This is a genomic window from Klebsiella africana, assembly GCF_020526085.1.
Lineage (GTDB): Bacteria > Pseudomonadota > Gammaproteobacteria > Enterobacterales > Enterobacteriaceae > Klebsiella > Klebsiella africana.
This window is the reverse complement of the sequence record NZ_CP084874.1, coordinates 1,673,002-1,693,164: the sequence shown is the minus strand read 5'-3', so window position 1 is coordinate 1,693,164 and position 20,163 is coordinate 1,673,002. Positions and strand designations below refer to the sequence as shown.

The following is a 20,163-nucleotide window of genomic DNA, read 5'->3' as shown; positions in this document are numbered from 1 at the left end:
ATGACGATGAAGAGCGTGAGTTTGTTTGCGTTTGCCACAGCAATGACCCCTGATTATTTAACACGTTGATTTTTAAGTGCATATTTTATTATTATGGGAATGCACTGATTTATTCACCGCATAAATCTAATTAAAGCCCCCGCGGATACAACTATTTTTTGCTTTTTTAAACTAAAAATTGATATCACCCCGGATATCGGCCGCGTGAGGGTCGGGCGTCGCGGCGGTTATCCAGACATTTCTCAACCTTCTTTTCATAATTCCTCCATTTTTACGGCCCCTTCCCTCACTAAACTAGTATCATTCAGCGAAACGCTTCAGGATGAGACCGTAAACTAATGAAAGGCAGTAACATACGTCGTTGGGGCGCCGCGCTGGCGGTAGTGATTATCGCCGGAGCCGCCTACTGGTTCTGGCACGATCGTGGAACGAGCGGCAGCAGCGCTCCCGCAGCAGGCCAAGGCCCGCAGGGGCCGGGGGGCGCACGCCATAGCCGCTTTGGCGCCGCGCTGGCGCCGGTGCAGGCGGCCACCGCCACCGAAGAAGCGGTCCCGCGCTATCTCACCGGGCTGGGTACAGTGACGGCGGCCAATACGGTGACCGTCCGCAGCCGGGTCGACGGTCAGCTGCTGAGTCTTCACTTCCAGGAGGGTCAGCAGGTCAAAGCCGGCGACCTGCTGGCGCAGATTGACCCCAGTCAGTTTAAAGTCGCCCTTGCCCAGGCCCAGGGCCAGCTGGCGAAAGATAACGCCACCCTCGCCAATGCCCGCCGCGATCTCGCTCGCTATCAGCAACTGGTGAAAACTAACCTGGTTTCCCGCCAGGAGCTCGACACCCAGCAGTCGCTGGTGGTTGAATCCGCTGGCACCGTGAAGGCCGATGAAGCAGCCGTGGCCAGCGCCCAGCTGCAGCTGGACTGGACCCGCATCACTGCGCCGATCGACGGCCGCGTCGGCTTAAAGCAGGTGGATATCGGCAACCAGATCTCCAGCGGGGACACCACCGGGATTGTGGTTCTCACCCAGACGCACCCGATCGACGTGGTCTTTACCCTGCCGGAAAACAGCATCGCCACGGTGGTGCAGGCGCAGAAAGCGGGCAAAGCGCTTAGTGTTGAAGCCTGGGATCGTACCAATAAACAGAAAATCAGCGTCGGCGAGCTGCTGAGCCTCGACAACCAGATCGATGCAACCACCGGGACCATCAAGCTGAAGGCGCGCTTTAGCAACCTGGACGACGCGCTGTTTCCTAACCAGTTCGTCAACGCCCGTCTGCTGGTGGATACCGAAGAAAACGCGGTCGTCATCCCCGCCGCCGCCCTGCAGATGGGTAACGAAGGGCATTTTGTATGGGTGCTGAACGATGAGAATAAGGTCAGCAAACACAGCGTAACGCCCGGCATCCAGGACAGCCAGAAAGTGGTCATCAGCGCCGGGCTTTCCGCCGGCGATCGCGTGGTCACTGACGGCATTGACCGCCTGACCGAAGGGGCAAAGGTAGAAGTTGTCACCGCCAGCAGCGGCGAGCAGGCGCAGCCCGCCCCGCGCCAGAGCGGTAAACACGGAGCGCGTTCCTGATGCAGGTGTTACCCCCAGGCCGCACCGGCGGCCCGTCCCGGCTGTTTATTATGCGTCCGGTGGCCACCACCCTGCTGATGGTGGCGATCCTGCTGGCCGGGATCATCGGCTACCGCTTTCTGCCGGTCTCTGCGTTGCCGGAGGTTGATTACCCGACCATTCAGGTAGTCACCCTCTACCCGGGCGCCAGCCCGGACGTGGTGACCTCCGCCATCACCGCCCCGCTGGAGCGTCAGTTCGGCCAGATGTCCGGCCTTAAGCAGATGTCGTCGCAAAGCTCCGGTGGCGCCTCGGTAGTCACGTTGCAGTTCCAGCTGACCCTGCCGCTGGACGTCGCCGAGCAGGAAGTGCAGGCAGCCATTAACGCCGCCACCAACCTGCTGCCGAGCGATCTGCCCAACCCGCCGGTGTACAGCAAGGTGAACCCGGCGGATCCGCCGATCATGACCCTCGCCGTCACCTCCTCCGCCATCCCGATGACCCAGGTAGAGGATATGGTGGAGACGCGGGTGGCGCAGAAGATCTCCCAGGTTTCCGGCGTCGGTCTGGTGACCCTCGCCGGCGGCCAGCGCCCGGCGGTGCGGGTGAAGCTTAACGCCCAGGCCATCGCCGCCCTCGGCCTGACCAGCGAAACTGTGCGCACCGCCATCACCAGCGCCAACGTTAACTCCGCGAAAGGCAGCCTCGACGGCCCGGCCCGCGCGGTGACGCTTTCCGCTAACGATCAGATGCAGTCGGCGGAAGATTACCGCCGGCTGATTATCGCTTATCAGAACGGGGCACCGATCCGGCTCGGCGATGTCGCCAGCGTCGAACAAGGGGCCGAAAACAGCTGGCTTGGGGCGTGGGCCAACCAGCAGCGGGCCATCGTGATGAACGTCCAGCGCCAGCCGGGGGCCAATATCATCGACACCGCCGACAGCATTCGCCAGATGCTGCCGCAGCTCACCGAGAGCCTGCCGAAATCGGTGAAGGTGCAGGTCCTCTCCGACCGGACCACCAACATCCGCGCCTCGGTGCACGACACCCAGTTTGAGCTGATGCTGGCCATCGCTCTGGTGGTGATGATCATTTACCTGTTCCTGCGCAACGTCCCGGCAACCATTATTCCCGGCGTTGCGGTGCCGCTGTCGCTGGTGGGCACCTTCGCGGTGATGGTGTTCCTCGACTTCTCGATCAACAACCTGACGCTGATGGCCCTGACCATCGCCACCGGCTTTGTGGTGGATGACGCCATCGTGGTGATCGAGAACATCTCGCGCTATATCGAAAAAGGCGAGAAGCCACTGGCCGCCGCGCTGAAAGGCGCGGGAGAGATCGGCTTCACCATTATCTCCCTCACCTTCTCGCTGATCGCGGTGCTGATCCCGCTGCTGTTTATGGGCGATATCGTTGGCCGTCTGTTCCGCGAATTCGCCGTCACCCTTGCCGTCGCTATTCTCATTTCGGCGGTGGTCTCCCTGACCCTGACGCCAATGATGTGCGCCCGCATGTTAAGCCACGAATCGCTGCGCAAACAGAACCGTTTCTCGCGGGCCAGCGAGCGTTTCTTCGAACGGGTGATCGCCGTCTATGGCCGCTGGCTGAGCCGGGTGCTGAACCATCCGTGGCTGACGCTCGGCGTCGCGCTAAGCACCCTGGCGCTATCGATTATCCTGTGGGTCTTTATCCCGAAAGGCTTTTTCCCGATCCAGGATAACGGCATTATCCAGGGCACCCTCCAGGCGCCGCAGTCGGTCTCCTTCGCCAGCATGGCCGAACGCCAGCGGCAAGTTGCCAGCATTATCCTTAAGGATCCGGCGGTGGAGAGCCTGACCTCCTTCGTCGGCGTGGACGGCACCAACCCGGCGCTGAACAGCGCCCGTCTGCAGATCAACCTCAAACCGCTGGACGATCGCGACGACCGCGTCCAGACGGTGATTAGCCGTCTGCAGCAGGCGGTGGCTGGCGTTCCGGGCGTAGCGCTTTACCTGCAGCCAACCCAGGATCTGACCATCGACACCACGGTGAGCCGCACCCAGTACCAGTTCACCCTGCAGGCAAACTCCCTCGAGGCACTGAGCACCTGGGTGCCGCCGCTGCTCAGCCGCCTGCAGGCCCAGCCGCAGTTGGCCGACGTCAGCAGCGACTGGCAGGACAAAGGCCTGGCCGCCTATATCAAGGTGGATCGCGACAGCGCCAGCCGCCTCGGCATCTCGATGGCCGATGTTGATAACGCGCTGTACAACGCCTTCGGCCAGCGGCTGATCTCCACCATTTACACTCAGGCGAATCAGTATCGCGTGGTGCTAGAGCAGGATACCGAGGCGACGCCGGGCCTGGCGGCACTGGATAATATCCGCCTGACCAGCAGCGACGGCGGTATCGTGCCGCTGACCGCCATCGCCTCGGTGGAGCAGCGCTTTACCCCGCTGTCGGTGAACCACCTCGATCAGTTCCCGGTGACCACCATCTCGTTCAACGTCCCGGACAACTACTCGCTGGGCGAAGCAGTGGAGGCGATCCTCGCCGCCGAACAGTCGCTCGATTTCCCGACCGATATCCGCACCCAGTTCCAGGGCAGCTCGCTGGCCTTCCAGTCGGCGCTCGGCAGCACCGTCTGGCTGGTGGTCGCCGCGGTGGTGGCGATGTATATCGTGCTGGGAGTGCTGTATGAGAGCTTTATCCATCCGATCACGATCCTCTCCACCCTGCCCACCGCCGGGGTCGGGGCGCTGCTGGCGCTGTGGCTGGCGGGCAGCGAGCTGGACGTGATCGCCATCATCGGCATCATTCTGCTGATCGGCATCGTGAAGAAGAATGCCATCATGATGATCGACTTCGCGCTGGCCGCTGAACGCGAGCAGGGCATGCCGCCGCGGGAAGCGATCTACCAGGCCTGTCTGCTGCGTTTTCGGCCGATCCTGATGACCACCCTCGCCGCCCTGCTCGGCGCCCTGCCGCTGATGCTGAGTACCGGCGTCGGCGCGGAGCTGCGGCGTCCGCTGGGGATCGGCATGGTCGGCGGTCTGATGCTCAGCCAGGTGCTGACCCTGTTCACCACCCCGGTGATCTATCTGCTGTTCGACCGCCTGTCGCTGCACCTGAAGCGCCGCTTCCCGCGTCAGGAAGAGGAGGCGTAAGTGAAGTTTTTCGCCCTCTTCATTTACCGCCCGGTGGCGACGATCCTCATCTCGCTGGCCATCACCCTGTGCGGCATTCTCGGCTTCCGGCTGCTGCCGGTAGCCCCGCTGCCGCAGGTGGACTTCCCGGTGATCATGGTTAGCGCCTCGCTGCCGGGAGCCTCGCCGGAAACCATGGCCTCGTCGGTGGCCACCCCGCTGGAACGCTCCCTGGGACGGATTGCCGGGGTCAATGAGATGACCTCCTCCAGTTCGCTGGGCAGTACGCGCATCATTCTTGAGTTTAACTTCGACCGCGATATCAACGGCGCGGCGCGCGACGTCCAGGCGGCGATCAACGCCGCGCAAAGCCTGCTGCCGAGCGGGATGCCCAGCCGGCCGACCTATCGCAAAGCCAACCCGTCGGATGCGCCGATCATGATCCTGACGCTGACCTCGGATACCTATTCCCAGGGTGAGCTGTATGATTTCGCCTCCACCCAGCTGGCGCAGACCATCGCGCAGATCGACGGCGTGGGTGATGTCGACGTCGGCGGCAGCTCTCTGCCGGCGGTGCGCGTCGACCTCAACCCGCAGGCGCTGTTCAATCAGGGCGTGTCGCTGGACGCGGTGCGCACCGCCATCAGCGACGCTAACGTGCGCAAACCGCAGGGGGCGCTGGAGGATAGCGCGCACCGCTGGCAGGTGCAGACCAACGATGAGCTGAAGACCGCCGCCGACTATCAGCCGCTGATCGTCCACTACCAAAATGGCGCCGCGGTGCGGCTGGGAGATGTCGCCACCGTCTCGGATTCGGTACAGGACGTACGCAACGCCGGGATGACCAACGCCAAGCCGGCGATCCTGCTGATGATCCGCAAACTGCCGGAAGCCAATATTATCCAGACGGTGGACAGCATCCGTGCCCGCCTGCCAGAGCTGCAGCAGACCATTCCGGCGGCTATCGACCTGCAGATCGCCCAGGACCGCTCGCCGACCATCCGTGCCTCGCTGGAGGAGGTGGAGCAGACGCTGGTGATTTCGGTGGCGCTGGTGATCCTCGTGGTGTTCCTGTTCCTGCGCTCGGGGCGCGCCACGCTGATCCCGGCCGTCGCCGTCCCGGTTTCCTTAATCGGTACCTTCGCCGCCATGTATTTGTGCGGCTTCAGCCTCAATAACCTGTCGCTGATGGCCCTGACCATCGCCACCGGCTTCGTGGTCGATGACGCCATCGTGGTGCTGGAGAATATCTCCCGCCATCTGGAGGCGGGGATGAAGCCTCTGCAGGCGGCGCTGCAGGGGAGCCGCGAGGTCGGCTTTACCGTGCTGTCGATGAGCCTGTCGCTGGTGGCGGTGTTCCTGCCACTGCTGCTGATGGGCGGCCTGCCCGGCCGTCTGCTGCGCGAGTTCGCCGTCACCCTGTCGGTGGCGATCGGCATCTCGCTGGCGGTGTCGCTTACCCTGACACCGATGATGTGCGGCTGGCTGCTGAAAAGCGGTAAGCCCCATCAGCCGACGCGCAATCGCGGCTTTGGCCGCCTGCTGGTGGCCGTGCAGGGCGGCTATGGTAAATCATTAAAATGGGTGCTGAAGCATAGCCGCCTGACCGGGCTGGTGGTGCTCGGCACTATCGCCCTCAGCGTCTGGCTCTACATTTCGATCCCGAAAACCTTCTTCCCGGAGCAGGATACCGGGGTGCTGATGGGCGGCATTCAGGCCGACCAGAGCATCTCCTTCCAGGCAATGCGCGGCAAGCTGCAGGACTTTATGAAGATCATTCGCGAAGATCCGGCGGTGGATAACGTTACCGGGTTTACCGGCGGCTCGCGGGTCAACAGCGGGATGATGTTTATCACCCTCAAGCCGCGCGACCAGCGCCATGAGACGGCGCAGCAGGTGATCGACCGGCTGCGCAAAAAGCTGGCCAACGAGCCCGGGGCCAACCTGTTCCTGATGGCGGTGCAGGATATCCGCGTCGGCGGCCGGCAGTCGAACGCCAGCTATCAGTACACCCTGCTGTCCGACGACCTGTCGGCGCTGCGCGAATGGGAGCCGAAGATCCGCAAAGCGCTGGCGGCGCTGCCTGAGCTGGCGGACGTCAACTCGGATCAGCAGGACAATGGCGCCGAAATGGACCTGGTCTATGACCGGGATACCATGTCGCGCCTCGGCATCAGCGTCCAGGACGCCAACAACCTGCTGAACAACGCCTTCGGCCAGCGGCAGATCTCCACCATCTACCAGCCGCTCAACCAGTATAAGGTGGTGATGGAAGTGGATCCGGTCTACACCCAGGACGTCAGCGCCCTGGATAAAATGTTTGTCATTAACAGCGACGGTAAGCCGATCCCGCTGGCCTACTTCGCCAAATGGCAACCGGCCAACGCCCCGCTGTCAGTGAACCATCAGGGGCTGTCGGCGGCGTCCACCATCTCCTTTAACCTGCCCACCGGCCGCTCGCTGTCGGAAGCCAGCGACGCCATTAACCGCACGATGACCCAGCTCGGGGTGCCGTCGAGCGTGCGCGGCTCCTTTGCCGGTACCGCTCAGGTGTTCCAGCAGACCATGAACGCGCAGGTGATCCTGATCCTCGCGGCCATCGCCACGGTCTATATCGTGCTGGGGATGCTGTACGAGAGCTACGTGCATCCGTTGACCATTCTCTCGACGCTGCCCTCAGCCGGAGTCGGCGCCCTGCTGGCACTGGAGATCTTCGATGCCCCGTTCAGCCTAATCGCCCTGATCGGGATTATGTTATTAATTGGCATCGTTAAGAAAAACGCCATCATGATGGTTGATTTTGCCCTTGAGGCGCAGCGTAACGGCAACCTGACGCCGGAAGAGGCTATTTTCCAGGCCTGCCTGCTGCGTTTCCGGCCGATTATGATGACCACCCTGGCGGCGCTGTTCGGTGCCCTGCCGCTGGTGCTCTCCGGGGGCGATGGCTCTGAGTTGCGCCAGCCGCTGGGGATCACCATCGTCGGCGGTCTGGTGATGAGCCAGCTGTTAACGCTCTACACCACGCCGGTGGTCTATCTTTTCTTTGACCGTTTACGGCTGCGTTTTTCGCGTCACTCTACTCAACCGGTAAGCGAATAACATGACAGACCTCCCGGCCAGCGTGCGCTGGCAGCTATGGATAGTGGCGTTCGGCTTCTTTATGCAGTCGCTGGACACCACCATCGTTAACACCGCCCTCCCCTCGATGGCCAAAAGCCTCGGGGAGAGCCCGCTGCATATGCATATGATTATCGTCTCCTATGTGTTAACGGTGGCGGTGATGCTGCCGGCCAGCGGCTGGCTGGCCGACCGGGTTGGGGTGCGCAATATCTTCTTCACCGCCATCGTGCTGTTTACCGCCGGGTCGCTGTTTTGCGCCCAGGCCAGCACCCTTGACCAGCTGGTGATGGCGCGGGTGCTGCAGGGCGTCGGCGGCGCGATGATGGTGCCGGTGGGTCGCCTGACGGTGATGAAGATCGTCCCGCGCGATCAGTACATGGCGGCAATGACCTTCGTCACCCTGCCGGGCCAGGTCGGCCCGCTGCTCGGTCCGGCGCTGGGCGGGGTGCTGGTAGAGTACGCCTCCTGGCACTGGATCTTCCTCATCAATATCCCGGTGGGGATCGTCGGCGCGATCGCCACTCTCTGCCTGATGCCCAACTACACCATGCAGACCCGACGCTTCGATCTCTCCGGCTTTCTGCTGCTGGCCGCCGGAATGGCGACCCTGACCCTGGCGCTCGACGGCCAGAAAGGGCTCGGTATATCGTCACCCTGGCTGGCAGGGCTGGTGGCCGTCGGCCTCAGCGCTCTGCTGCTCTACCTGTGGCACGCCCGCGGGAACGCCCGGGCGTTGTTCAGCCTTAACCTGTTTCGCAACCGCACCTTCTCCCTTGGCCTCGGCGGCAGCTTCGCCGGACGGATCGGCAGCGGTATGCTGCCGTTTATGACGCCGGTGTTTCTGCAAATCGGCCTCGGCTTCTCCCCCTTTCACGCCGGGCTGATGATGATCCCGATGGTACTCGGCAGCATGGGTATGAAGCGGATCGTAGTTCAGGTAGTTAACCGCTTTGGCTACCGCCGCGTACTGGTCGCCAGCACCCTGGGCCTGGCCGCTATCAGCCTGCTGTTTATGTTTAGCGCCCTGGCCGGCTGGTATTACGCGCTGCCGCTGGTTCTGTTTCTGCAGGGGATGATCAACGCCAGCCGCTTCTCGTCGATGAATACCCTGACGCTGAAAGATCTCCCGGACGATCTGGCCAGTAGCGGCAACAGCCTGTTGTCGATGGTGATGCAGCTGTCGATGAGTATCGGCGTGACCATCGCCGGGCTGCTGCTGGGGCTGTATGGCCAGCAGCATATGAGCCTCGACGCCGCCAGCACCCATCAGGTCTTTCTCTACACCTATCTGAGCATGGCGGCGATCATCGCCCTGCCGGCACTCATTTTTTCCCGGGTACCGGATGACGTCGGCAGCAATACCGTCATCCGTCGACGCAACAGGAGTGGATCGTGAAATTTTGGCGCCCGGGCATTACCGGTAAGCTGTTCCTCGCTATTTTCGCCACCTGCATCGTGCTGCTGATCAGCATGCACTGGGCGGTGCGCATTAGTTTCGAACGCGGATTTATCGATTACATCAAGCGCGGCAACGAACAGCGGTTAACCATGCTCGGGGACGCGCTAAGCGAGCAGTACGCCCAGCACGGCAGTTGGGCGTTTCTGCGCAACAATGACCGCTTTATCTTTCAGCTGCTGCGCACTTTCGAACGGGATAATGACGACCGTTCGCCGCCGGGACACGGCATGAAGCCGGGTCCGATGGAGGCGCAGGGGCCGGATGGGCCGCCGCCGGATGGGCCGCCCGACGGCCCCAGCGACACCCCGCCGCCGAGGCCGGAAATGCCGCCCCACGGCTGGCGCACTATGTTCTGGGTGGTCGATCAGTCGGGCCGCGTGCTGGTGGGGCCGCGTGAACGCATGCCGGAGGACGGCACCCAGCGCAGCATTGTGGTCAACGGCGTGGAGGTAGGCAAAGTGATCGCCTCGCCGGTAGAGCGGCTGACGCGCAATACCGATATTAACTTCGACCGGCAGCAGAAGCGCACCAGCTGGCTGATTGTCGCCCTTGCCACCCTGCTTGCCGCGCTGGCCACTTTCCCTCTGGCCCGCGGCCTTCTGGCGCCGGTGAAGCGGCTGGTGGAAGGCACCCATAAGCTGGCGGCGGGCGACTTTTCCACCCGGGTGACGGTGACCGGCGGCGACGAGCTTGGCCGCCTGGCGCAGGATTTTAACCAGCTCGCCAGCACGCTGGAGCGCAACCAGCAGATGCGTCGTGACCTGATGGCCGATATCTCCCACGAGCTACGCACCCCGCTGGCGGTGCTGCGCGGTGAGCTGGAGGCGATTCAGGACGGGGTCCGGCGCTTCACCCCCGAGTCCATCCCCTCCCTGCAGGCCGAGGTGGCTACCCTCACCAAGCTGGTGGACGACCTCCATCAGCTGTCGATGTCCGACGAGGGGGCGCTGGCCTACCAGAAAACCTCGCTGGATATCATCACCCTGCTGGAGGTCGCCGCGGGCGCTTTTCGCGAGCGCTTCGCCAGCCGGCAACTGAGCATTCAGGTGTCGCTCCCCGAGCAGGCGATGATTTTCGGCGACCGCGACCGCCTGATGCAGCTCTTTAACAATTTGCTGGAGAACAGCCTGCGCTATACCGACAGCGGCGGCAGCCTGCAGATCACCGCCCACCGCAGCGGCCGGATGCTGGTGATTGACTTTGCCGACAGCGCCCCCGGGGTCAGCGATGAGCAGCTGGCCCGCCTGTGCGAGCGCTTTTACCGGGCGGAAGGATCGCGCAACCGCGCCAGCGGCGGCTCCGGCCTCGGACTGGCGATTTGCCTCAATATTGTCGCGGCCCACGGCGGCACCCTGCGTGCCGACCATTCGCCTTTTGGCGGGGTTAGCATTAAAGTTGAGTTACCTCTGGAACATGATTTACCGAGAGACGTATGACTGAATTGCCTGTAGATGAAAACACCCCACGCATTCTTATCGTGGAAGATGAACCGAAGCTCGGCCAGCTGCTGATTGATTATCTGCACGCCGCCGGCTATGCGCCTACGCTGATTAACCACGGCGACCAGGTCCTGCCCTACGTCCGCCAGACGCCGCCGCACCTGATCCTGCTGGATCTAATGCTGCCCGGCACCGACGGTCTGACGCTGTGCCGGGAAATTCGCCGCTTCTCCGATGTTCCGGTGGTGATGGTGACGGCGAAAATCGAAGAGATCGACCGTCTGCTGGGGCTGGAAATAGGCGCCGACGACTATATCTGCAAGCCCTACAGCCCGCGGGAAGTGGTCGCCCGGGTGAAAACTATCCTCCGTCGCTGCAAGCCGCAGCGCGATCTGCAGGCGCTGGATGCCCAGAGCCCGCTGATTGTCGACGAAAGCCGTTTTCAGGCCTCGTGGCGCGACAAGCTGCTGGACCTCACCCCCGCCGAGTTCCGGCTGCTGAAAACCCTGTCCCAGGAGCCGGGCAAGGTCTTTTCCCGCGAACAGCTACTCAACCATCTGTATGACGATTATCGGGTAGTCACCGACCGCACCATCGACAGCCACATCAAAAATCTGCGGCGCAAGCTGGAGGCGCTGGACGCCGAACAGTCGTTTATCCGCGCCGTGTACGGGGTTGGCTACCGCTGGGAAGCGGACGCCTGCCGACTGGCATAGTTAGCCTTTACCCGGCTCGCGCTGCGCTTAGCCGGGCTACACGTTCACCACCAACTGCACACCGTAGCCCGGGTAAGGCATTTACGCCGCAACCCGGGGAACTCCGTAGCGCCTATCCCACCAGGCGTTATGAGTGCTGTCAGTGTGAGCACTGCCCAGGTTCAAAATGGCAAACAAATTAGCCATACTGAAAGATACCCCTCTGATATTTACTCCCCTTCGCCGCGGCGCTACAATGCCCGCCCTTAATGTGGGGACACTCCCCAACTCGTCGCACCGGGTGCGGCGAATCTGACCTGTCATCAGAACGAGAACACCATGTTTAAACCTGAACTCCTCTCCCCGGCGGGAACGCTGAAAAATATGCGTTACGCTTTCGCCTATGGCGCCGATGCCGTTTATGCCGGCCAGCCGCGCTACTCGCTGCGCGTGCGTAACAACGAATTCAATCACGAAAATCTGCAGCTCGGTATCAATGAAGCCCACGCGCTGGGTAAAAAATTCTATGTGGTGGTCAATATTGCCCCGCATAACGCCAAGCTGAAAACGTTTATTCGCGATCTGAAGCCGGTGGTGGAGATGGGTCCGGACGCGCTGATCATGTCCGATCCAGGTTTAATCATGTTGGTGCGGGAAAACTTTCCGGATATGCCGATCCATCTTTCGGTGCAGGCCAACGCCGTCAACTGGGCGACGGTTAAATTCTGGCAGCAGATGGGGCTGACCCGCGTGATCCTCTCCCGTGAACTGTCGCTGGATGAAATCGAAGAGATCCGTCGCCAGGTGCCGGAAATGGAGATTGAGATTTTCGTCCACGGCGCGCTGTGCATGGCCTACTCTGGCCGCTGTCTGCTCTCCGGGTATATCAACAAGCGCGATCCGAACCAGGGGACCTGCACAAACGCCTGCCGCTGGGAATACAACGTGGCGGAAGGCAAAGAGGACGACGTCGGCAACATCGTTCATAAATACGAGCCGATCCCGGTGCAGACCGTGGAGCCAACCCTCGGCATCGGCGCGCCGACCGATAAAGTCTTTATGATTGAGGAAGCCAAACGTCCGGGCGAGTACATGACCGCCTTTGAGGACGAACACGGCACCTACATCATGAACTCGAAAGATCTGCGGGCTATCGCCCACGTTGAGCGTCTGACCCAGATGGGCGTTCACTCGCTGAAGATCGAAGGCCGCACCAAATCCTTCTACTACTGCGCGCGCACCGCTCAGGTTTATCGCAAGGCGATCGACGATGCCGCCGCCGGCAAACCGTTCGATACCAGCCTGCTGGAAACCCTGGAAGGGCTGGCCCACCGCGGATACACCGAAGGCTTCCTGCGCCGCCATACCCATGACGATTACCAGAACTACGAGTACGGCTATTCCGTCTCCGAGCGCCAGCAGTTTGTCGGTGAATTCACCGGGGAGCGTAACGGCCCGCTGGCGGCCGTGGCGGTCAAAAATAAGTTCAGCGTCGGCGACAGCCTCGAGCTGATGACCCCGCAGGGTAACGTCAACTTCACCCTTGAGCATCTGGAGAATGGCAAAGGCGAAGCCATGCCGGTAGCGCCGGGCGATGGCTATACCGTATGGTTGCCTGTACCGGACGATCTGCCCCTGCAGTATGCGCTGCTGATGCGCAACTTTACTGGTCAGACAACCAGAAACCCGCACGGTAACTAGTTAATTTGCGTTATTTTTTCACGATGTAAGGATATTAGAATCGGATCACATACCGTTTCGATCGAAACAGGTATCATCCATTTCGCTGAAAAACATAACCCATAAATGCTAGTTGTACCAGGAACCACCTCCTTAGCCTGCGTAATCTCCCTTACGCGGGCTTATTTTTTTGCCTCTCTTCCAGCCCTGGCTTTCGTCATGCGGTACACTTTATGCAACATTGAGCAATAAAGGTTCCCTTGATGATGTCTACGTTTCCTGCCAGCTTACTGATCCTTAACGGCAAAGGTGCCAATGAACCGCAGCTACGTGAAGCGGTTAACCTGTTACGCGATGAAGGGATTGATATTTACGTCCGCGTCACCTGGGAAAAGGGCGATGCCGCTCGGTTTATCGATGAAGCCCTGCAGTTGAACGTTGAAACGGTGATCGCCGGCGGCGGCGATGGCACCATTAATGAAGTGGCGACCGCACTGGTGGAGCGCGACAGCAAGATGGCGCTGGGGATTTTACCGCTGGGCACGGCTAACGACTTCGCCACCAGCGTCGGTATTCCGCAGGATCTGGCCAGCGCCCTCAAGCTGGCGATCATCGGCCGCGATGTGCCGATAGATATCGCCCGCGTGAATGATAAAACCGGCTTTATTAATATGGCGACCGGCGGGTTCGGCACCCGGATCACCACCGAAACGCCGGAAAAACTCAAAGCTGCGCTCGGCGGTGTCTCGTATTTAATCCACGGCCTGATGCGCATGGATACCCTGAAGCCGGACCGCTGCGAGATCCGCGGGGAGAACTTCCACTGGCAGGGCGATGCGCTGGTCATTGGCATCGGCAACGGCCGCCAGGCGGGCGGCGGCCAGCAGCTGTGTCCGGAGGCATTGATCAATGATGGTCTGCTGCATCTGCGTATTTTCACCGGCGAAGAGCTGATCCCTGCCCTGTTCAGCACTCTGGCGAATCCGGAAAACTCGCCGAATATTGTTGACGGTGTCTCCTCATGGTTTGAGATCACCGCCCCCCATGAGATGACGTTTAATCTCGACGGCGAGCCGCTCAGCGGCAAAACCTTCCGCATGGAGCTGTTACCGGCAGCCCTGCGCTGCCGGCTGCCGCCCGACTGCCCGCTGTTGCGCTGAGGCGGACAGAAGCCCATCGCCCGGCGGCACTGCGCTGGCCGGGCCTACGGTCCGCAGATCTCATGTCGTCCGGATAAGCGCCGCGCCAGCCGAGGAGTCAATGTAGGCCGGGTCAGGCGGCAGCCGCCACCCGGCAAAAAACCGGTTTGGCCCCCCCTGCCCACTTCCCGCGGATTAAGGCAATAAAGGGGGGGTGAGCGCAGAGAAGAGATTAACCGACCAGCTACATCCCTCAACACGTTGGCCACAGCTTTGCGATGGAGAGGCTCCCCGCCATCGCCCTTGGGATCTTTGTTGCCGCCTTCGTGCCGTTGGCCGCCGTGTTCCCGGCGCTGGAGCCGAACCATAAAGGCGCGGCGATTTCGGTCTATAACCTGTCAGCCGGGCTGTCTAACTTTCTGGCGCCAGCGATCGCCGTGGTACTGCTGCCCTATTTCAGCACCATCGGGGGGGTGATTGCCTATACCGCCTTATATATTCTGGCCTTATCCCTGTGCCCGTTAATTTGCGTTGAACAGCCAGGCTTAACCAGCGATCAGAATGCGAAACCATTTACCGCCAACGCGGCAAAGTCTTGATAAACCCGATATCTGGTATGAATAACGAGCAATCCGGGCGGTGACGCCCGGATTTTCGCCTTAGGCGATAGTGACTTTCCCGTCAAGGTAGACGTCCTGCACGGCATTGATCAGCTTCACGCCGTCGGCCATCGATTTCTTAAACGCCTTCCGGCCAAGGATCAGCCCCATACCGCCAGCGCGTTTATTGATCACCGCGGTGCGCACCGCGTCGGTAAGGTCGGTCTCTCCGCCCGCCGCGCCGCCAGAGTTAATCAGCCCGGCGCGGCCCATATAGCAGTTGGCCAGCTGGTAGCGCACGAGATCGATGGGGTTATCGCTGGTCAGTTTGCTGTACACCCGATCGTCGGTATAGCCGAAGTTAACCGCTTTGTAGCCGCCGTTATTCTCCGCCATTTTTTGCTTAACGATATCGGCGCCAATGGTGGCCGCCAGGTGGTTGGCCTGACCGGTCAGATCCGCGGACACATGGTAGTCGACGCCGTCTTTCTTGAACGCCGAATTGCGCAGATAGGCCCACAGCACGGTGACCAGGCCCAGCTCATGCGCCCGCTCAAAGGCGGCGGAAATCTCTTCTATCTGACGACGCGATTGTTCCGAGCCGAAATAGATCGTCGCTCCCACGGCCACCGCCCCCATATTGAACGCCTGCTCAACGCTGGCGTAGAGGGTCTGGTCGTATTCAGTGGGGTAGCTCAGCGTTTCGTTATGGTTGAGCTTCACCAGGAAAGGGATGCGATGCGCGTAGCGGCGCGACACCGAGGCCAGCACGCCGTAGGTCGACGCCACGCAGTTACAGCCGGCTTCGATCGCCAGCTCGACGATATTTTTCGGATCAAAGTACAGCGGGTTGGCGGCAAAGGAGGCGCCCGCCGAGTGCTCTACGCCCTGGTCGACCGGCAGAATGGAAAGGTAGCCGGTTCCCCCCAGGCGTCCAGTATTGTACAGGGTCTGCATATTCCGCAGCACCGCCGGTGGTCGGTTGTTATCCACCATTACCCGATCAACATAATCTGCGCCCGGCAGATACAGCTGGTCGGCAGGAATGGTTATACAACGGTGCTGTAAAAGGCTGTCGGCATCTTTGCCAAGCAACTGCGCAATATCAGTCATAGCTATGCTCCCGTAAATTCCGCTTTAGCATCGGAATGTGGATTGTCCTGACCCGCTTTTGCGGTCAGCAATAAGCCTGGTACCGACTGTGCATTTTTTCCATTTTTAGCGCACTTTTCAGCGATTTTGGCTGGAACGATTCAGGAAAAAATAGTGTTATAGCGGTCAAGTTTTAGCCCCAAAGGTATTTAAAAGGTATTATCGAATGGTACTATCACTACGTACCTTACCTGTCATGAAGGATTTAAAGATGAAAACTACCGTTAAGCTGTCGTTCATGATGTTCGTAGAGTGGTTTATCTGGGGCGCCTGGTTTGTGCCGCTTTGGCTATGGCTGAACAAAAGCGGCTTTAGCGCCGGGGAAATCGGCTGGTCCTACGCCTGTACTGCCATTGCCGCTATCCTGTCGCCAATTCTGGTCGGCTCTATCACTGACCGCTTTTTTTCCGCGCAAAAAGTCCTCGCCGTGTTGATGTTTGTCGGCGCTATTTTGATGTATTTTGCCGCACAGCAAACGACCTTCAGCGGATTCTTCCCTCTGCTGCTGGCATATTCGTTGACCTATATGCCGACGATTGCGCTAACCAACAGTATTGCTTTTGCCAACGTACCGGACGTCGAACGTGATTTCCCACGTATCCGGGTGATGGGGACCATTGGCTGGATTGCGTCCGGTTTAGCCTGCGGTTTCTTACCGCAAATGATCGGTTACCAGGACATCTCACCCACCAATATTCCCCTGCTTATCACGGCCGGTAGCTCCGTGCTGTTGGGCGTCTTTGCGTGCTTTTTGCCGGATACGCCGCCGAAAAGTACCGGGAAAATGGATGTCAAAGTCATGCTGGGTCTGGATGCACTGATCCTGCTACGGGACAAAAACTTCCTCGTCTTTTTCGTTTGCTCGTTCCTGTTTGCCATGCCGCTGGCGTTTTATTACATCTTCGCCAACGGCTACCTGACCGAAGTCGGGATGAAAAACGCCACCGGCTGGATGACGCTGGGTCAGTTCTCTGAAATTTTCTTTATGCTGGCCCTGCCGTTCTTCACAAAACGCTTTGGCATTAAAAAGGTATTGTTACTTGGTCTTATTACTGCCGCGATCCGTTACGGATTTTTCGTTTACGGCGGTGCGGAAGAATATTTCACTTACGCCCTCCTGTTTCTCGGCATTTTGCTGCACGGCGTCAGTTACGACTTCTACTACGTCACGGCCTACATTTATGTCGATAAAAAAGCGCCGGTACACATGCGCACTGCGGCACAAGGGCTCATTACCCTTTGTTGTCAGGGATTCGGCAGCCTCCTGGGCTATCGTCTGGGCGGTGTGATGATGGAAAAAATGTTTGCGTATCAGACGCCGGTCAATGGTCTCACCTTTAACTGGGCCGGCATGTGGGGGTTTGGCGCGCTTATGATTGCCGTCATTGCCGTGCTGTTTATGATTTTCTTTCGCGAATCAGATAAAGAAATTACCGCCATTAGCGTGGACGATCGCGATGTCGCGTTGAAACAAGGGGAAATAAAATGAAAGCAGAACGTATTCTCGGTGCTCTTTATGGGCAGGCGTTAGGGGATGCGATGGGCATGCCGTCGGAACTGTGGCCAAGAAGCCGGGTGAAAGCCCACTTCGGCTGGATAGACCGCTTTTTACCTGGGCCTGCGGAAAATAACGCCGCTTGCTATTTTAACCAGGCGGAGTTCACCGATGACACGTCCATGGCGCTGTGTCTGGCTGATGCCCTGCTGGAGTGTGACGGAGAAATTGTCCCCGACGTGATTGGCCGCCATATTCTGGCCTGGGCCGAACGGTTTGATGCCTTCAACAAAAACATACTCGGCCCGACCTCAAAAATCGCGTTAAAAGCGATTCGCGACGGTATGCCTGTCGCCGCACTGGAAAATAACGGCGTAACCAACGGAGCGGCGATGCGTGTTTCACCGCTGGGGTGCCTGCTGCCCGCCCGTAACCCTGAGGCCTTTATTGATCATGTGGCATTAGCCTCCAGCCCGACGCATAAATCGGATCTGGCCATCGCCGGTGCAGTCGTTGTCGCATGGGCCGTATCGCGCGCCATCGACGGTGGAAAATGGGCGGATATAGTCGACGCGTTGCCAGCCATTGCGCGGCATGCCCAGCAAAAAAGGATCACCACATTTAGTGCTTCCCTCTCGGCACGCCTTGAGCTGGCCCTGAAGATCGTCCGTCACGCCGACGGCACTGAGTCCGCCAGCGAGCAGTTGTATCAGATCGTCGGCGCCGGAACCAGTACCATTGAATCCGTGCCCTGCGCCATCGCAATGGTTGAACTGGCGCAAACCGACCCTAACCGCTGCGCCATTCTTTGTGCGAACCTCGGTGGCGACACCGACACCATCGGCGCGATGGCGACCGCCATTTGTGGCGCGTTGCACGGCGTAAATGCGATTGACCCTCTGCTGAAGCATGAACTGGACGAGGTGAATCAGCTGGACTTTACCCGCTATGCCCGCGATCTCATGCGGCTGCGCGAGCAGCGGGAGGCGCGATGAACACCACGCGTCTGCAAGCACTGCTTCCGCAGTTATGCACACAGCGGCCAGTCACGGTGGTGGGCGCGGCGGTGATTGATGTCATTGCCGAGGCGTATGCCCTCCCCTGGCGCGGATGCGACATTGAACTGAAGCAACAAGGTGTGAACGTAGGCGGATGCGCACTCAATATTGCCGTCGCGCTTAAGCGCTTAGGTATCGACGCCAGCAATGCGCTCCCCCTGGGTCAGGGCGTTTGGGCCGACATCATTCGCAACCGGATGGCGAAAGAAGGATTACACAGCCTGATCGACAACGCCGAAGGAGATAACGGCTGGTGTCTGGCGCTGGTGGAGCCGGATGGTGAACGTACCTTTATGTCCTTTAGCGGTGTCGAGAATCAGTGGAATGCCGACTGGCTGGCTCAGCTGAACATCCCGCCCCACAGCCTGGTTTATCTTTCAGGCTATCAGTTAGCCGCCCCGTGCGGCGAGTTGCTGGTGCGGTGGCTGGAAAGTCTGGAAAACGTGACGCCGTTTATCGATTTTGGTCCACGCATCGACGATATTCCCGACCACTTAATGGCCCGCATACTGGCCTGCCATCCTCTGGTGTCACTCAATCGCCAGGAAGCGGACATTGCCGCCACGCGGTTTGCATTACGCCGCGATGTGAAAGATTTTGGCGCCGAATGGGTTGAACGTTTCGCCACGCCGGTGGTGGTCCGCCATGATAAAGACGGCGCATGGTATTTCGACGCCGGGACTTGCGGCTGCATACCTGCTTTTACCACCACGGTGGTGGATACCATTGGTGCGGGCGACAGCCACGCCGGCGGTATGCTGGCAGGGCTGGCGTCTGGCTGGCCGCTGGCGGATGCGGTACTGCTGGGCAACGCGGTCGCGTCCTGGGTTGTGGGACACCGTGGCGGTGATTGCGCCCCATCGCGTGAGGCGTTACTCCTCGCACACAAAGACATATAGATCGCTTCGACAATAGCTGATGCTGTACTCAATGGGCCGTTGCTGCTGATCAAGCGCTACCTGCTTGATCACCAGTACCGGCACTTTGGCGTCCATTTGAATGTGTGCCTGAAACTCCGCGTCTGGCATTCGGGCGCTCACCCGTGAGCGCGTGCGCTGGGGGAAAATATGCTGGCTACGGAAATAGTCATACAGCGAAACACCGATAGTATCCACATCATGAATGAGATGGGCAGGAACCCATGATTCTTCAATAGAAACCGCATCTTCATCGACGTAGCGAATGCGCTTAAGCAGAAAAACCTCACTGCCAACCGCAATGGCCAGTTGCTGCGCAACCTCTTCCGGACAAGGCACCATACGCTTATTGACCCATAGCGTATCCGGTTTTTTCCCACTCAAAACCACCTGCTGCGAAAAACCATGCGCTTCTTTGAGCGAGTACTCGAAGATATTGTTGATCTGCGTTCCATATCCGCGGGCGCGCGTCACCACCCCCTCTTCTTCGAGGGCCTGCATTGCTTTGCGGACCGTAATCCGTGAAACGCCGGTCAACTGGCTGAGATCGCGCTCGCCAGGCAGAATGTTGCCATGCTCCAGAATCCCGCTGCGCACAGCATTCTTCACTGTTTGCGCAAATTTCATATACAGCGGCGTGTTATCTGCCGCAGAAATGCGCTCAATCAGTTGCGCGATAAGCTGGGTATGCGCTTGTTCCATTTATCTTTTTCCTGGCCGCCGTTTCTGCTG

13 protein-coding genes and 1 pseudogene are annotated in these 20,163 nt (G+C 59.8%); 12 read left to right on the top strand and 2 right to left on the bottom strand.

Annotation, left to right across the window (positions count from 1 at the left end; all coding sequences use genetic code 11):
• The first annotated feature begins 338 nt into the window (after positions 1-338).
• The 9 genes and pseudogenes from LGL98_RS08135 to LGL98_RS08095 all read left to right on the top strand — a co-directional run.
• Positions 339-1,577, top strand: coding sequence for an MdtA/MuxA family multidrug efflux RND transporter periplasmic adaptor subunit (locus LGL98_RS08135; protein ID WP_064174176.1), 1,239 nt, complete (start codon positions 339-341; stop codon positions 1,575-1,577).
• Positions 1,577-4,699: an MdtB/MuxB family multidrug efflux RND transporter permease subunit gene (locus LGL98_RS08130; RefSeq protein WP_136034776.1), complete on the top strand. Its 3,123-nt coding sequence runs from the start codon at positions 1,577-1,579 to the stop codon at positions 4,697-4,699. The genes LGL98_RS08135 and LGL98_RS08130 overlap by 1 nt, the downstream gene beginning before the upstream one ends.
• Positions 4,700-7,777, top strand: a complete 3,078-nt coding sequence (mdtC, locus tag LGL98_RS08125) for a multidrug efflux RND transporter permease subunit MdtC (RefSeq protein ID WP_136034774.1) — start codon at positions 4,700-4,702, stop codon at positions 7,775-7,777.
• Between the two features lies 1 nt (position 7,778).
• Positions 7,779-9,194, top strand: a complete 1,416-nt coding sequence (locus LGL98_RS08120; protein WP_060415729.1) for an MFS transporter — start codon at positions 7,779-7,781, stop codon at positions 9,192-9,194.
• Positions 9,191-10,693 carry an envelope stress sensor histidine kinase BaeS gene (baeS, locus tag LGL98_RS08115; RefSeq protein ID WP_136034772.1) on the top strand — a complete coding sequence of 501 codons (1,503 nt, stop codon included), beginning with the start codon at positions 9,191-9,193 and terminating at the stop codon, positions 10,691-10,693. Before LGL98_RS08120 ends, baeS begins: the two co-directional genes overlap by 4 nt.
• Entirely contained in the window at positions 10,690-11,412 is a 723-nt protein-coding gene (gene baeR / locus LGL98_RS08110) for an envelope stress response regulator BaeR (RefSeq protein ID WP_060415731.1), read from the top strand. The genes baeS and baeR overlap by 4 nt, the downstream gene beginning before the upstream one ends.
• A 318-nt stretch (positions 11,413-11,730) precedes the next feature.
• Positions 11,731-13,092 carry a prephenate-dependent tRNA uridine(34) hydroxylase TrhP gene (trhP, locus tag LGL98_RS08105; protein WP_136034770.1) on the top strand — a complete coding sequence of 454 codons (1,362 nt, stop codon included), beginning with the start codon at positions 11,731-11,733 and terminating at the stop codon, positions 13,090-13,092.
• 242 nt (positions 13,093-13,334) lie between these two features.
• Positions 13,335-14,231, top strand: a complete 897-nt coding sequence (gene yegS / locus LGL98_RS08100; RefSeq protein ID WP_072269283.1) for a lipid kinase YegS — start codon at positions 13,335-13,337, stop codon at positions 14,229-14,231.
• 224 nt (positions 14,232-14,455) lie between these two features.
• A pseudogene (locus LGL98_RS08095) lies at positions 14,456-14,809 on the top strand (cytochrome C biogenesis protein CcdA); the annotation flags it as partial.
• A 60-nt stretch (positions 14,810-14,869) separates the two neighbouring features.
• Here LGL98_RS08095 and fbaB read toward each other — a convergent pair.
• Positions 14,870-15,922, bottom strand: a complete 1,053-nt coding sequence (gene fbaB / locus LGL98_RS08090; protein WP_025712743.1) for a class I fructose-bisphosphate aldolase — start codon at positions 15,920-15,922, stop codon at positions 14,870-14,872.
• Between the two features lie 250 nt (positions 15,923-16,172).
• Between fbaB and LGL98_RS08085 the strand changes: the two genes are divergently transcribed.
• Genes LGL98_RS08085 through LGL98_RS08075 form a run of 3 tightly spaced genes read left to right on the top strand, consistent with a single transcriptional unit; the run spans position 16,173 to position 19,413 of the window.
• The gene (locus LGL98_RS08085; RefSeq protein WP_064175652.1) at positions 16,173-17,450 is read left to right on the top strand and encodes a nucleoside permease; all 1,278 of its coding nucleotides are present in this window, start codon (positions 16,173-16,175) and stop codon (positions 17,448-17,450) included.
• Positions 17,447-18,451 (top strand): ADP-ribosylglycohydrolase family protein, encoded by a 1,005-nt coding sequence (locus LGL98_RS08080; RefSeq protein WP_060415736.1) that lies wholly within the window; start codon positions 17,447-17,449, stop codon positions 18,449-18,451. Before LGL98_RS08085 ends, LGL98_RS08080 begins: the two co-directional genes overlap by 4 nt.
• Positions 18,448-19,413 (top strand): PfkB family carbohydrate kinase, encoded by a 966-nt coding sequence (locus LGL98_RS08075; RefSeq protein ID WP_136034768.1) that lies wholly within the window; start codon positions 18,448-18,450, stop codon positions 19,411-19,413. The genes LGL98_RS08080 and LGL98_RS08075 overlap by 4 nt, the downstream gene beginning before the upstream one ends.
• Here the strand turns inward: LGL98_RS08075 and LGL98_RS08070 are convergent.
• On the bottom strand, positions 19,387-20,133 hold the full coding sequence (locus LGL98_RS08070; protein WP_060415738.1) for a GntR family transcriptional regulator: 747 nt from the start codon (positions 20,131-20,133) through the stop codon (positions 19,387-19,389). The two genes, LGL98_RS08075 and LGL98_RS08070, sit on opposite strands and share 27 nt — an antisense overlap.
• Between the last annotated feature and the right edge of the window lie 30 nt (positions 20,134-20,163).